General features: G+C 35.5%; 6 protein-coding genes and 1 CRISPR repeat array. Of the genes, 1 reads left to right on the forward strand and 5 read right to left on the reverse strand.

What is annotated here, in order from left to right; all coding sequences use genetic code 11:
• Positions 1–202: 202 nt before the first annotated feature.
• Both BMW64_RS16250 and typA read right to left on the reverse strand, forming a co-directional pair.
• Positions 203–1,798, reverse strand: coding sequence for a glycoside hydrolase family 10-like protein (locus tag BMW64_RS16250; RefSeq protein ID WP_090001016.1), 1,596 nt, complete (start codon positions 1,796–1,798; stop codon positions 203–205).
• Positions 1,799–3,569: 1,771 nt separating this feature from the next.
• Positions 3,570–5,375, reverse strand: coding sequence for a translational GTPase TypA (typA, locus tag BMW64_RS16260; protein ID WP_090001021.1), 1,806 nt, complete (start codon positions 5,373–5,375; stop codon positions 3,570–3,572).
• Between the two features lie 895 nt (positions 5,376–6,270).
• Between typA and BMW64_RS16265 the strand changes: the two genes are divergently transcribed.
• On the forward strand, positions 6,271–6,969 hold the full coding sequence (locus BMW64_RS16265; RefSeq protein WP_090001023.1) for an IS1 family transposase: 699 nt from the start codon (positions 6,271–6,273) through the stop codon (positions 6,967–6,969).
• A 71-nt stretch (positions 6,970–7,040) separates the two neighbouring features.
• Positions 7,041–9,782: direct repeats of the CRISPR family, unit length 47 nt; unit sequence GTTGTGAATTGCTTTCATTTATCCGTATCTTTGGGATACAACACAAC.
• 58 nt (positions 9,783–9,840) lie between these two features.
• Here the strand turns inward: BMW64_RS16265 and cas2 are convergent.
• From cas2 to cas9, 3 genes are read right to left on the reverse strand one after another with little or no spacing between them, the layout of a single operon-like run.
• Positions 9,841–10,179: a CRISPR-associated endonuclease Cas2 gene (gene cas2, locus BMW64_RS16270; protein WP_090001025.1), complete on the reverse strand. Its 339-nt coding sequence runs from the start codon at positions 10,177–10,179 to the stop codon at positions 9,841–9,843.
• The gene (gene cas1 / locus BMW64_RS16275) at positions 10,176–11,069 is read right to left on the reverse strand and encodes a type II CRISPR-associated endonuclease Cas1 (RefSeq protein ID WP_090001028.1); all 894 of its coding nucleotides are present in this window, start codon (positions 11,067–11,069) and stop codon (positions 10,176–10,178) included. The genes cas2 and cas1 overlap by 4 nt, the downstream gene beginning before the upstream one ends.
• Positions 11,070–11,080: 11 nt before the next feature.
• The gene (gene cas9 / locus BMW64_RS16280) at positions 11,081–15,268 is read right to left on the reverse strand and encodes a type II CRISPR RNA-guided endonuclease Cas9 (RefSeq protein ID WP_090001030.1); all 4,188 of its coding nucleotides are present in this window, start codon (positions 15,266–15,268) and stop codon (positions 11,081–11,083) included.
• Positions 15,269–15,449 lie beyond the last annotated feature (181 nt).

A 15,449-nucleotide genomic window follows, 5' to 3' on the forward strand; every position in this document is an offset into this window, starting at 1 on the left:
GGAATGAAGTGAAATGAAGAATCTCTTTCTCCCACAAATTTCTTAAATACTGCGGATGATTGTGTTGTAGCTCTGTCATTTTGAACGGAATGCAGAATCTCTTAAAATTGATTTCAAGAGACTCTTCGTTCCTTAGAAATTAAAGGTAGATGCAGTCAATAACAAAATCAAATATTTTGATTGATGAGTCTGCCCGCCTTAATTACTTTACCTTTTTTGCCATATAATCGCTTTCATTTCCGAGCCGGTCGATGGCTTTAATGGCAACCGCATTGAGAACCCTTCCGTTTTTAGATTTCGGAATTTCCTTTGAAAGCTGATCCAGTGTCAGGATTTCTGTTTCCCAGGTACCGTTGTACTGTGTAAAAAGTACCCACTGGAAAACTTCCTTTATGTTTCTTGTACTCCAGCTTACCTGTGCAAAACTTCCGTTATCATTGATGAACAAAGTCGGAGTCTGGAGAGGAACAGCCTTTAACCAAGGTGATTTTGGAACTAAAGCTTTTTCTTTATAAGGACCGTTCTTTAACCCCGGAAGCATGCCCGCATTCCTGGTCAGTCCGGCAATACTCCAGTGGATTTCCCCGGCATCATTACCCAGCACCTGCCTTGAAATATCGATCTGGTTCCTGATCTCTGCAGGACGGTCCGAAGATTTTATTTCTACCGTATTCAATCCCGGCCACAAATGACGGTTTAAGGTATTTTCTGATTTCCACCATCTTAAGAGCGCTTCAAAAGGCTGCCCCTTGGATTCTACAGGCCAGTACAGTTGTGGAGAGAAATAGTCTACCCAGCCTTTGTTCAACCATAATTTGGCATCAGCGTATAGCTCATCATACTGGGAAGAGCCGACAACGCCTTCCGGATAGCCCGGCTTCCAGATCCCGAACGGACTGATTCCGAATCGCACATAATTTTTCTCGGCATGAATTTCTTTGTAGATTCTTTCCACAAATTTATTCACATTATCCCTTCTCCAGTCGGCCCTGGAAAGCGTTCCTCCGTTTCTCAGGTATTCATTCCATGAAGCATTGTCAGGGAAATCGGCACCCCGGTTATAGGTGGCATACGGATAGAAATAGTCATCAAAATGTACCGCATCAATATCATAGCGCGTAACAATATCTTTTACCACATTAGAAACGTGTCCCTGTGTTTTGGGATTTGCGGGATCAAACCAATACATTCCGTTCTTTAATCTGATCACCATATCCGACAGCTTATTCACCATCGACAGACCGTTTGGTGAGCCTCCGTTGGAATGGTGCGCACGGTACGGATTCAGCCATACATGAAGCTCCAGTCCTCTTTTGTGGGCTTCGTCGATCCAGAACTGCAGAGGATCATAATTGGGATAGGGAGCCAATCCGGTCTGGCCTGTAAGGAAATACGACCACGGTTCAATATTGCTTGTATATAAGGCATCAGCAGAAGGCCGCACCTGGAAGATCACGGCATTGAAATTATTGTCTTTCAGCATATCGAGCATACTGATCGCTTCGGCTTTCTGCTGGTCTACGGATAGGTTGTTTCTCGAAGGCCAGTTGATGTTGGCCACACTGGCAATCCAGGCTCCACGAAATTCTCTTTTGATGTCAGGAAGTACCGTTCTGAATGTCTCATCGGGAGGAATTGCAGCTTCCGGTTTCGGACCTGAAGGCGGAGTATTGTTTTTAGTGTTTGAAGGAGTTTTTGTTGGGGTGGAAGCTTTTACTGCATTATTTTGGGTCGAACAAGACACCATTGATGTAAAAAATCCTGATAATATGATTAGTTTTAAGTAATTTATTCTCATATCTGCAAAACTACATTAATTTATTTTGTTGATTTAAATTACAATAATAAAATGAAACAATTATTGTTTTTAACGCTAAGGTCGCTAAGATTTTTTTAACTACTAGCTGTTTTTAAGTTCGCTAAGGCGTTCTACTCAGCGAAAACCGCGAAGGATTTCTAAAAGAAATTAAGTTTTATTCTCACGCTGATTTCACGGATGACGCAGATCTCATTGGGTAAACTATTTTAAGTTTTCACATATTTGTATGCTGAAAAGCTTTATTTTTATTATGAGATTGTCATGCTGGAAGCATCTCGATACTGCAATATTTTTAAAACGCTAAGACACGCTAAGAGTTTTTGAATACTAACTGTTTTTAAGTTCGCAAAGGCATTCTACTTAAAAAAGAGCGCGAAGAATCTGTTTTTTTTAATCGCAAAGATAGACGAAGGCTTTTTTTGAATACCAAATGCTTTTAAGATAAACTAAGCCGCTTCGCTTAGCATCGTAAAACAAGGAAATATTGTTGACAGTTTATTGTTTTAGTGCAAGGAGCATAAGATGTTTTAAATACTAACTATTTTTAAGCTCGCAATGCGTTCTAATTATCGAAGACCGCGAAGGTTTATTTGTTCGCTTAGCATTGTAAAAACAACGAGATAATAAAAACCTGTATTACTTTAATAAATGAAATGTCTTTGTTTACCTTGAAATAGGTAGCATCCTATACAAAAGCCTTTGTATTGCTTTGCGGTTGAATAAGAAGTTCCGGAAATTCAGCGTTTAGTGTATGATGAAAGTGAAATCCTTCGGGAAGAAGTTTAGAATTTAACTCCCGCCGATTTTGCGGATGACGCAGACTTTTAAAAGTTGTTTTTTTATGTTTAACTAATTTGATTGTATTATTTAATTGCGAAGATTTAATCGCAAAGGCAGACGAAGGCTTTTTTTGACTACCAACTGCTTTAAGATAAACGAAGCCGCTTCGCTTAGCATCGTAAAACAAGGAAGTTGTAAAACTTGTATTACTTTAATAAATGAAATGCCATTGTTTACCTTGAAATTAGGTAGCATTCTATACAAAAGCCTTTGTATTGCTTTGCGATTCAATAAAAAAGTTTCGGAAATTCAGCGTTTGGTGTATGATAAAAGTGAAAATCCTTCGGGAAGAAGTTTAGAATTTAACTCCCGCTGATTTTTCAGATGACGCAGATTTTTAAAAGTTGTTTTTTATATTTAACTAATTTGATTGTTATTATTTAATTGCAAAAATTTAATAGCAAAGGCAGACGAAGACTTTTTTTGGCTACCAACTGCTTTTAAGATAAACGAAGCCGCTTCGCTTAGCATCGTAAAACAAGGAAATATTGTTAACGGTTTATTGTTCTAGCACAAGGAGCACAAAGATTTTTTAAATACTAACGGTTTTTAAGCTCGCTAAGGCGTTCTAATTATCGAAGACCGCGAAGGTTTATTTGTTCGCTTAGCATTGTAAAACAACGAGATAATAAAAACCTGTATTACTTTAATAAATGAAATGCTTTTGTTCACCTTGAAATAGGCAACATTTATACAAAAAACTTTGTCTTGCTTTGCGATTCAATAAAAAAGTTTCGGAAATTCAGCGTTTGGTGTATGATAAAAGTGAAATCCTTCGGGAAGAAGTTTAGAATTTAACTCCCGCTGATTTTGCAGATGACGCGGATCTTTTTAATTCAGAGGTACTTCTTGGTATTATTTAAACAAAAAAGCCCCGATAATTCGGAGCTTTGTATATATAAAGGGTTGATTACGCTTTCGCTGATCTTTCCACTTTTTTTCTTTCTTCTTCGGAAAGGATTTTCTTTCTCATACGGATGAAGTTTGGTGTTACCTCGATGGCTTCGTCAGCCTGGATGTATTCCATACATTCTTCCAGAGAGAATAAGATTTTTGGTGCTACCCCGGTATCTTTATCTTTACCTGCCGCTCTCATGTTGTTCAGCTGTTTTGCTTCAACGATGTTTACGACAAGGTCACCAGGTTTGTTTTGTTCACCAATAATCATTCCTGCATAGATTTCCTCTCCCGGATCTACAAAGAACTTACCTCTGTCCTGAAGTTTGTTGATGGAATATTCGGTAGCCGGCCCTTGGGTCTTGCTGATCAATACCCCGTTGTTTCTTCCAGGAATAGCGCCTTTGAAAGGCTTGTATTCTGTAAAACGGTGCGCCATGATCGCTTCACCAGCAGTAGCCGTAAGCATTTGAGAACGTAATCCGATCAATCCTCTTGAAGGAATTTCGAACTCCATGTGCTGCATTTCTCCTTTGGTTTCCATGATGTGAAGGTCACCTTTTCTCTGCGTTGCAAGGTCAATTACTCTTGATGCATACTCTTCAGGAACGTCAACTACCAATGATTCGTAAGGCTCACAGTTTACGCCGTCGATTTCTCTCAGGATTACCTGTGGCTGTCCGATGGTCATTTCATACCCTTCTCTTCTCATTGTTTCAATTAAAACCGATAAGTGAAGGATCCCTCTACCGAAAACAAGGAATGTGTTGGCATCATCCGTCTGCTGAACTCTTAATGCCAGGTTTTTCTCTAATTCTTTGGTTAATCTTTCTTTCAGGTGGTTAGAGGTAACATATTTACCGTCTTTCCCGAAGAAAGGGGAATTGTTGATGGAGAACGTCATGTTCAGCGTAGGCTCATCAATGGCTGTTCTTTCCAATGGCTCAGGATTTTCAAGGTCTACAAATGAGTCCCCGATCTGGAAAGCATCGAAACCTACTACCGCACAGATATCTCCTGCCTGTACTTCGGTTACTTTTTTCTTTCCTAATCCTTCAAAAACATATAATTCTTTTACTTTTCCTTTTACAATTTTACCGTCTGCCTGGGCAAGACCGATCCACTGGGATTCTTTAAGCTCTCCTCTGGTTACTTTACCGATGGCGATCCTTCCTAAGAAAGAAGAGTAATCAAGCGAAGTGATCTGCATCTGAAGGTTTCCTTCCGTTACTACCGGTGCCGGAACATACTGCAGGATCCCATCCAATAATGGTAAAATATCTTCAGTCTGCTCTAAAGAAGTATTGAACCAACCTTGTTTAGAAGATCCGTAGAATGTTGGGAAATCCAACTGTTCTTCCGTTGCATCAAGGTTGAAGAACAGGTCAAATACCTGGTCATGAACCTCATCCGGACGGCAGTTTGGCTTATCTACTTTGTTGATTACCACCAATGGTCTTAATCCTAATTCCAGTGCTTTCTGAAGTACGAATCTGGTTTGTGGCATTGGCCCTTCGAAGGCATCCACCAACAGGATTACCCCGTCTGCCATTTTCAGTACTCTTTCTACCTCTCCCCCGAAGTCGGCGTGACCGGGTGTATCAATTACGTTAATTTTCGTGTCTTTATAAGTAACAGAAATATTCTTGGATAAGATCGTGATCCCTCTTTCTCTTTCAAGATCGTTGTTATCCATAATTAACTCCCCACTCTCCTGATTTTCTCTGAAAATATTGGTAGCGTGGATGATCTTGTCAACCAGGGTGGTCTTACCGTGGTCAACGTGTGCGATGATCGCAATATTTCTAATGTTTTGCATAAAAGATTTTTACGGGTGCAAAAGTAGTGATTTTTAATGAAATACTCGCTAATAAGTTTTGTTAATTAACAAATTCATAATGAGCTTATTTAACAGAAATCATCATAAGACGTGTTTGGGAAACATTCCACTAAACGATTTAAATTAATAGAAAATTACCGATCATCTTTTAAAATGTTATTTCTTTAACCATTATGATGTGTTTAAAGAGCTATCAAGGATTAAAAAAAGATCTTTGAATACGATTCGTCAATTCGAACTTTAAGTGAAGAAAATGTATCGGGAATTAAATTTGTCCTCAAATCACAAACTTCTCGATATGATTTTTTGTAAAAATCTACTCGAAGTGACGAAATGAATAAAATACACAATGGGTTTGGATATATTTAACCTGAGTTCTGGATAAGTTTATATAAAAACGCAAAGCTAAACAAAAACATTAATCACAATGTTTTTAAAAATTTAAGATATACAAAGGCGTGAAACTTATTAAAGTAATACAAAATTCTTGTATTACTTTAATAAACGAAGTGGCATCGTTTAACTTAAAAGCGTTTCAAAAATTAAATATTTCTTTGTTTCTCTTTGTGATAAAATAATTTTAATTTGAAAATAAATTATTTTAAATATCTCTTATCCCGAACTCAGGTTATTAATAAATAGCTTAATTCCACAAGAAATATAAAGCAAAGTTTTCGTTTTCAGTTTAATTCTTTAAGCAAGCAAAGAGGGCAGATTTCTTCTGCCATCAAGCGGTCGTGTATCAAAGTTAGTGATGGCATAATACGAAATCATTAACCTATTGAAAATCAATAAAAATTAAAAACAAATTAATAGAAAACAAGAGTAGGTATTCCCTACTCTTGTTTATTTTTGTCGATAAAAACATTCCTAAATGATTGAAGATCATTCCTCGTGTATCAAAGTTAGTGATGCAGGAATATGTACTAACTGCTGTTCTAAAAATATTGTAAAAAACGGAACTACCAAAACCCGCAAACAACAATATTTCTGTAAAAACTGCCATAAAAGGTTTATAGAATTTTACAGTTATAAAGCTTATGAGAAGAATATTAATTCCCAAATTATTCAATTAACAAAAGAGGGATTAGGTTTAAGAAGTATAGCGAGAGTGCTACAAATATCAACAACCACTTTACTTAAAAGAATGGTTTTTATCTCAAATCAGATCTCTACGCCAGAAATTCCTTTCCATCAATCCTACGAATTAGATGAAATGAGATTTTATATCGGTAATAAATCAAACCAGATGTGGTTGGCTTATGCCATTAATAAAATAACTAAGAAAATTGTAAGTTTTCATGTGGGAAAAAGAACTAATAAAACTTTAAAGACAATTATTAAAACTTTAATTAATTCACAAGCAGAAAAGGTATATACAGACAAACTTAGAAATTACCAATATTTAATTCCTAAAGAAGTCCATTCAACCCAACGATTCGGAACAAATTCAATTGAAAGAATGAACCTTACCATAAGAACAAATCTCAAAAGATTCAACAGACGAAGTATTTGTTTCAGCAAAAGTATAATTATTGTTAATGCTATTCTCAGAATCTATTTTTGGACATAAAATAACTATGATGGATAAAAGATCTTGGGATAAAACACAACGATGTGGCAAAGGTTCAGAAAAGAAATACAGTTGTGAATTACTTTCATTTATCCGTATCTTTGGGATACAACACAACGCTAACATTTCAAAGCCTTGCGCCTTAACCGTTGTGAATTGCTTTCATTTATCCGTATCTTTGGGATACAACACAACGCTAACATTTCAAAGCCTTGCGCCTTAACCGTTGTGAATTGCTTTCATTTATCCGTATCTTTGGGATACAACACAACGGGAAGATTGCCGAACTTTTCAAAGACGGCGTTGTGAATTGCTTTCATTTATCCGTATCTTTGGGATACAACACAACTTCACTCCAATAATGCTTGATTTGCGACCAGTTGTGAATTGCTTTCATTTATCCGTATCTTTGGGATACAACACAACCGGATTGCACCATTTCGCAAACACAACGTGGTTGTGAATTGCTTTCATTTATCCGTATCTTTGGGATACAACACAACTCGTTGTTGTTGAATGGAAGCCGAAGCCGGGTTGTGAATTGCTTTCATTTATCCGTATCTTTGGGATACAACACAACGTACTCATTACGTAGTAGTACACAGGGATAGTTGTGAATTGCTTTCATTTATCCGTATCTTTGGGATACAACACAACTTTTATTGTTTGTTTGATGTTGTAAAGATAGTTGTGAATTGCTTTCATTTATCCGTATCTTTGGGATACAACACAACTCTAGAACTTCGTGATGAAGAGTATAAGCAGTTGTGAATTGCTTTCATTTATCCGTATCTTTGGGATACAACACAACAATATTAGTATCATGCTGATATGCTACCCAGTTGTGAATTGCTTTCATTTATCCGTATCTTTGGGATACAACACAACTTACCAGCTTCAACTTTATTCGGTTGACCAGTTGTGAATTGCTTTCATTTATCCGTATCTTTGGGATACAACACAACAGTAACCTCTTTAAAAAATTCTCTTATCCCGTTGTGAATTGCTTTCATTTATCCGTATCTTTGGGATACAACACAACTTACCAGCTTCAACTTTATTCGGTTGACCAGTTGTGAATTGCTTTCATTTATCCGTATCTTTGGGATACAACACAACAGTAACCTCTTTAAAAAATTCTCTTATCCCGTTGTGAATTGCTTTCATTTATCCGTATCTTTGGGATACAACACAACTTACCAGCTTCAACTTTATTCGGTTGACCAGTTGTGAATTGCTTTCATTTATCCGTATCTTTGGGATACAACACAACTGGTGGTTTCATGGCCGGAGGAAGTGAGCCGTTGTGAATTGCTTTCATTTATCCGTATCTTTGGGATACAACACAACATCCTACTTGGGAGATAGTTTACTTTGCCGGTTGTGAATTGCTTTCATTTATCCGTATCTTTGGGATACAACACAACAGAGCATCCAAATTTAGAATACCTGCGCGTGTTGTGAATTGCTTTCATTTATCCGTATCTTTGGGATACAACACAACAGTTGTAAGGGAAAAAGATGTCCCCATTTAGTTGTGAATTGCTTTCATTTATCCGTATCTTTGGGATACAACACAACAAATAAATTTATATACTTATGTACTCATTAGTTGTGAATTGCTTTCATTTATCCGTATCTTTGGGATACAACACAACGGTAATCGTCTAGCACCTCATCGGCACACAGTTGTGAATTGCTTTCATTTATCCGTATCTTTGGGATACAACACAACTGTTAATCCGCTGGGTATTACATGGGCTGAGTTGTGAATTGCTTTCATTTATCCGTATCTTTGGGATACAACACAACGGTATTACATAGTTATAATTATATCCATAGGTTGTGAATTGCTTTCATTTATCCGTATCTTTGGGATACAACACAACGTAAAAGTTTTGTAATTCTTAGGAGAAATAGTTGTGAATTGCTTTCATTTATCCGTATCTTTGGGATACAACACAACAAGCGTGGAATCTTGACTCACCAAGGATAAGTTGTGAATTGCTTTCATTTATCCGTATCTTTGGGATACAACACAACAAAGAGCCTTGAATAACTCTTTTTTAGAGTGTTGTGAATTGCTTTCATTTATCCGTATCTTTGGGATACAACACAACTAAAGCATTGGAGACAAAAAAGCCTATTACGTTGTGAATTGCTTTCATTTATCCGTATCTTTGGGATACAACACAACGCTTTTAGGTGTGGATTCTTGAGGGATGGCGTTGTGAATTGCTTTCATTTATCCGTATCTTTGGGATACAACACAACGCTTGAAAGGTCTAGATACTGTTCAGCTAGGTTGTGAATTGCTTTCATTTATCCGTATCTTTGGGATACAACACAACTATATAATTTTGATGGAAGCTCCCCATATAGTTGTGAATTGCTTTCATTTATCCGTATCTTTGGGATACAACACAACAGTATAAATATAAGCAAGAATCTAATCTCCGTTGTGAATTGCTTTCATTTATCCGTATCTTTGGGATACAACACAACTAACTGAGATACAGTAAGTCTATTGATATCGTTGTGAATTGCTTTCATTTATCCGTATCTTTGGGATACAACACAACTTAACGGCTGTATATAACTTAAAGGGTGTAGTTGTGAATTGCTTTCATTTATCCGTATCTTTGGGATACAACACAACCGGATAAATCCATAAGCCCGCAGGAAGTAAGTTGTGAATTGCTTTCATTTATCCGTATCTTTGGGATACAACACAACCCAACTGTTTAAAACCTTTATAGCCTAATTGTTGTGAATTGCTTTCATTTATCCGTATCTTTGGGATACAACACAACCTCAACATTTAACCCACTGAATTGCAGTGGGTTTATTTATGATTTAGAATTTAAAAAATCAGAATAATTCGAGTTGCTGAAAGGTTGGAGGCGGTTCTTCTTTATTCCTGGCAAAAAAGATCTCGATATCCCCAAACTGTTTATCCGTAATGCACATGATGGCAACTTTCCCTGCTTTAGGCAGCATAAACTTCACCCTTTTGATATGCACATCAGCATTTTCACGGCTTGGGCAATGACGCACATACATCGAAAACTGGAACAGCATAAATCCGTCATCGATAAGCGCTTTCCGGAAACGATTGGCATCTTTCATATTTGCTTTCGTTTCGGTCGGGAGGTCATATAATACTAAAACCCACATAATTCGGTATGCATTAAACCTTTCGGCATTCATATCAGTTCAGGATAAGAGATCAGCCGTTTTTCACCGGTATAGCATTTGTAAAGCGATGAGGCCGTCGTTTTGACAGCGACTAACAATGGCCTTGTTTTGTCATCAATACGTACATCTTTTGTGGCAATCTGCAGAATGTGTGCCTTGAATTCTTTTGACAGCTCTTCAGTTTGAGGATTAATTTTCAGCCACTGCATCACCAATAAATCAACAAACGGACGGTAAGGTTCCATCAAGTCATCAGCAAGGCAATATGGATTGTATTTATTTTTATGAAAGATCCCAAGAACGGGCAGCAACCCAGTTTCCACGATAGCTCTTGCAACAATACTCCGGAGAACGGCATAACCGAAATTAAAGAATTGGTTGGGAGAATCCCCGAAACGTTGTCTCAAAAAATCAAGACTGATCAGATATTTCCAGTAATGTTGCGCCGCAATGCCTTCCATATTGGTGACGTCGCCTGATTTTACATTTCTCTGATATTCAATCATCGGTTCGTAATAATTCCCCAGTTTCATCAGGACATTTTTCTGGTTTTCAATCTTGCATTCTACCGTCTGTTTCCAAAGCTGTTTTTTTAAAGGCTCGCTGGCTTCCAACTGGTCTTTTACCCTATCAGAATGTTCTGTGTGTCCGTAAAGTGGCAACATAATTCCGTGCGGTAAATGGTGAGAATCACAACTTACCACCACTACATTATTTCCCATCATTTTCTGAATCAGATGGTGCGAAATGGTAATCTGAAAATGGTCCAACATCAATAATCCAAGATCTTCCACAGGAACACTCCCCTTCTCTGTTTTGGTTTCCGGACAGAGGATTTTAAGCTGTTCGTCTTTGAGCTTGAGATAAGCGGGGTTGCCAATGTAAATGGAGCGGGTGATCATATTGTAAAGCGTTAATATTCTCCTACTTGAACTATTTTCCCCAAATTATTCAGACGAACTTTTAAAATACCTTTTAATCCGCTCAATCCTTCTCTTTTCCAGGTAACACCTTTCAAGGCAGAATTATCTTCAACCGTAGTTTCGAGATGATGCCTAAAAAAATAATCTCTTATTGTAAACTTTTGTACTCTGAACAAATTCTTAGAAATCAAACTTAAATTCTTATTATCAAATAAATCTGCTTCTCTCGGATCAAAATCTTCAGAAGGAAATAAAAACATTTCATTCTGTTTCATCGTAAATAAAAACTTCCAGCCTAATTCAGCATTGTATTCTTTATCAATAATTGATAAATTTTGATTTACTCTTTCAACGGCTTCATAAAAACTAACAACTTTCTCCTGTAAGTTTCCATTTTCATCTTCATAAATTGCAACGTGATGATTATTTCCTGTACTCACGAAATCAACGGCTATCCTTTGACTATTTTCGTCTAAAATTTCTTTTCCTAAATGATCTTTTTTATAATGTAAAGCTTCGGCGTTATTAATTCCTGTAATAGTAACCGTCTTTATTGAAATTCCTTTTGACTTGTTAAGCCAGATCGGATTCTTTTCTAAATCGGAAAAGGCTTCTTTAGAGTTTCCGTTAAATTCTTTTAATCTTTCAGTTAAAATATAACGGACTCCTTTATCAATAACTTTTTCAATATTTTTAAAATCTTTAAAATTATCCGGATTAACAACTTTTCTTATGGTATAGCCTGTTTCATACCAAGCTAAAGTTACGGTTTCAGGTAATTGTTCAGTTTTTTCAGCATTAAGAAATATTGGATTTTTAGAAATAACATTTTTTCCTGTGAATGCTTTTTTAGAATCTCCGCCAAACTCCTGTAATCTTTTTAGCAGAGCATTTCTATATTTTTCATTTTGAACTTTCTGAATCGTTTCTAGATTAAATTTTCCAGATAATTTTTCTTCTTTTGTTTTAAGAAATTTCGAACTTCCGTAAATTGTTTCTTTATGAAGCTGTCCTCTCGGAGTCAGCTCTGTTTTCGCAATTACACTTCCTTTTTTCTTAATTTTATTGATGTTTTTGGTAACTACTTTATTTTTAGCTTTATGAGAAATCAAAACTTCTTCCAATTGTTTTTTTGCTTCAGTACGGAAATTTTTAATAGGTAATTTGAATTTTCTTTCTTTTGATCCGTTTTTCTTTTCTACAATTTCTGTAATTGTGTTTTCAATAGCAAAGATATTTTGATGTTCTTTATGCTTTTCATCTTTTCTCGCATTCAAATAATTCAGATATTGAATATGATTATAGGTGGTAAAAGCAACCGTTAAAGCATCCATTGCGTGATGACGATGGTCATTTCTCTTCGTCCAATCAATAATTCTTTCTTTTTCCTCACCTTTGGAATTTGCAATTAATTCCGTCAAGCCTAATTTTCTGTACTTTTCAAGATTAAGTTCTTTCATTGTGTTAACGAGATTCCAGTCTTCCCGAAGTTTATCTGTTATTCTTCCCGAAGTGGAAACCACAGAATTAGTAATTCCAAAAAGGATTTCCTTAGATTTTTTGGCAATATATTGTGTATTTCTTAAATCTCTTTCAATGAATCCCTCTCCTATTTCAGAGCCTTTTTTCTGTAGCTTTTCATATTTCGCTTTGGTGATAAAACCTTTATCATAAAGATCTTTTATGACATTAAGAAATTTCTCTAATTTTTCTTTTCCTTCATTTTCAAGATAATCGAAAGCCGTAAAATTTCCTTTTTTAAGATTAGCACTTCTTGGAACTAAGACTTTATTGGAAAAACTATCATCAAAAAATCGGGATTGTGGTATGATGTGATCGATATCGTATTTATCTGTAAATAAATTTTCTCTTTCAATTTTTACATCTGTGTATAAATCTTTAAAACCGTTATTTGCCAACTCCAAGTATAATTTATAGCGGATAATATCATTTCTTGAAGGACTTTTTATGCCAAATTCTCTTTGCAAAACTTCTGCATATTTCTGATGCTGTATAGTGGCTTTATTAATTTCAGAAGTCATTGTAGCACGTTCTTCCGCATTTAGTTTGAGTTCTCGCGCCAATTCAATTCTTACTTCATCAGGTTTTCCATATTCCTTTGAAATTTCATTGACAAGATTGATCATTTGATTCAAAATCTTTTCAACTACTGGATTTCGTAAAGAGTTTTTAGGAAGAATATCCAATTGTTTTTTCAGAACTCGATTCTCCAATTGCTCTTTGGTCAAAGAATTTTTAGAGTGATTGTAACCTGCATAATTACAGGCTACACTGTATTTATGCTCTTTAATGTAAGGATAAATCTTTCGCATCGCCTTTGAGCTCAAACTTCCATAATCCTGAGGAAAACCAATTTCAGCTAATATTTTGGAATGCTCTTTTTTAAATCCAAATTTCCCCTTCAATAATTCATACAATTTTTCGTTTCCGGAAGGAGAATCATCGCCTTCATAAGAATACAGTAAATGCCATAGCTGATAAGAAGCCTGTTTTTCAAAATCATTTCCTTCCAATTCGGGATTAAAATCCAGAACAGAAGTATCAATTCCTAATCCTGAAAACTTTTCTCTGACAAATAATTTTATAATTTCTGCAGAAGCAATTATTTTAGAAACTTTAATTTCGTCATCAATGGTTAATTTAAATTCTTTTGGAAATTCTATCCCTTCATTGGCAATAATCTTTAGAAAAGCAGTATATAAACTTTCATTAGTATAATTTCCTTCAATATCTTTGAAATTAGTTTTCCATTCTTTTCCTGAATATCCAACAAGATCTAAAACATCTTTTGCAGAAAGTTTTCCTTTTATATTGACTTCATCAAAAATAGATTGCTTGAAATCTAAATCTATTGGGAATATTTCCTTTGTTTCTGCATTTTGAAACTGTAAATTATTCAGAACCTGCCAGATTTTAAATTCCTGAAACAAGGGAGATGATTTTGGCGCCACTTTTAGCCCGACTGTTTTCTTTTTTGTTTTTCCATTTTCTGTAATTTCAATTTCCCTGTTTTCAAACTCACAAATACTGATTAAACCTTTCTGCGATTTGAGCTTCCTCTGATAGAAAATGATAATATCCCGAATCTGCTGCTTTAATTCTTTCGTTAGTTCTTTGTAATACTTTAATTGAGTTTCCCATATCTTCTCAAATTCATCTAAGTAATCCTGCCTGTAGAAAACCTGATTTTTAAGCTTTGTATGAGGGTTTACTTTCAACTGCTGAAATAAATACTCTCCAACAGTTTGATTATGAAAATAAAGCTCTTTACTTCGATCACTAATCGCACCTAAATAACCGCTAGCATTATTCAGATTGCTGTTAATTTCTTGAAATACAACAGCCAGACTTTCAAAATCCAATTGCCTTTTTACCGCTTCGCTTCTCCAAAAGTATTTTTCAACTTTTTTCTCCTGCATTGTTCCGGTTTGCTTAATCCCAACCAGAGAAAATGGTTCTTTCAGAGTTGCCCAAGTTGCATTTTTATTTTTACCTTGTAATTCTTTATAAAGGTCTTCGGTTAAAATTTCTGAATAATATTGTTTTTGAAAACTCCATACTTTATCAAATTCTGCCTGTAAATCTGAACGGTAAAAATCAGGTAGTTGTTTTTTTCCCTGCTGTAAAAGCTGATATGAATATTCTCCCGGAGTTAAATTCTCTTCATATAATTTTTTGGCAACTGCCATTCCGTCTACAATTTGTCCTTCATCTTCGTTTTTAGCTTTACGACTACTTTTATATCCTCTTTTTTTATTGATAAGAAGCAGAACTCTGGCAAATTCTGAAAGTTCTATTTTTTCTTTTGCTGCCTTTGCTCTTAATTCTTGAGTTTGAAATGTTGAATTTTTGCCAACTTCGGCAAGTAAATCTGATTCTTTAAGAATATGGTTTTTCTTTAAAATATCAATAAGATTGGCTCTTCTTAACTTAAACCTTTGAAGATTTCTTCTCGCACTTCTGGCTAAAGTTCTTCCGGCATTGGTTGTAATAGGCTTTCCTTTTTCAAAATTTAATTGCTCATCAACAGTTAATGGATTTACACGAACTCCTAACTTGATAATTTTACTATTCTCATAATTTTTAGAATCTTCCTGAACATAAGCCCAGCCGATTGATGAAACTCCCAAGTCCAATCCAAGTATATTTTTAGTCATAATCTATTAGTTTTTAGAAATTGTATAAAAATAAACAGAAAAATCACAAATATTTTACGGAAAACCATAAAACAGTTAAAAAAATAATTTCTAGATTTGTAACCGAAAGCAATTCACAATAAGGATTATTCCGTTGTGAAAACATCTAAGGCGGGGCAACTCGCCTTCTTTTATTTAAGAT

The sequence above is a fragment of the Chryseobacterium taichungense genome (assembly GCF_900109935.1).
Taxonomy (GTDB): domain Bacteria; phylum Bacteroidota; class Bacteroidia; order Flavobacteriales; family Weeksellaceae; genus Chryseobacterium; species Chryseobacterium taichungense.

Coding starts and splice junctions, on each gene's coding strand:
- BMW64_RS16250 (WP_090001016.1), bottom strand. CDS start 1,798: ATGAGAATAAATTACTTAAAACTAATCATATTATCAGGATTTTTTACA.
- typA (WP_090001021.1), bottom strand. CDS start 5,375: ATGCAAAACATTAGAAATATTGCGATCATCGCACACGTTGACCACGGT.
- BMW64_RS16265 (WP_090001023.1), top strand. CDS start 6,271: ATGATTGAAGATCATTCCTCGTGTATCAAAGTTAGTGATGCAGGAATA.
- cas2 (WP_090001025.1), bottom strand. CDS start 10,179: ATGAATGCCGAAAGGTTTAATGCATACCGAATTATGTGGGTTTTAGTA.
- cas1 (WP_090001028.1), bottom strand. CDS start 11,069: ATGATCACCCGCTCCATTTACATTGGCAACCCCGCTTATCTCAAGCTC.
- cas9 (WP_090001030.1), bottom strand. CDS start 15,268: ATGACTAAAAATATACTTGGATTGGACTTGGGAGTTTCATCAATCGGC.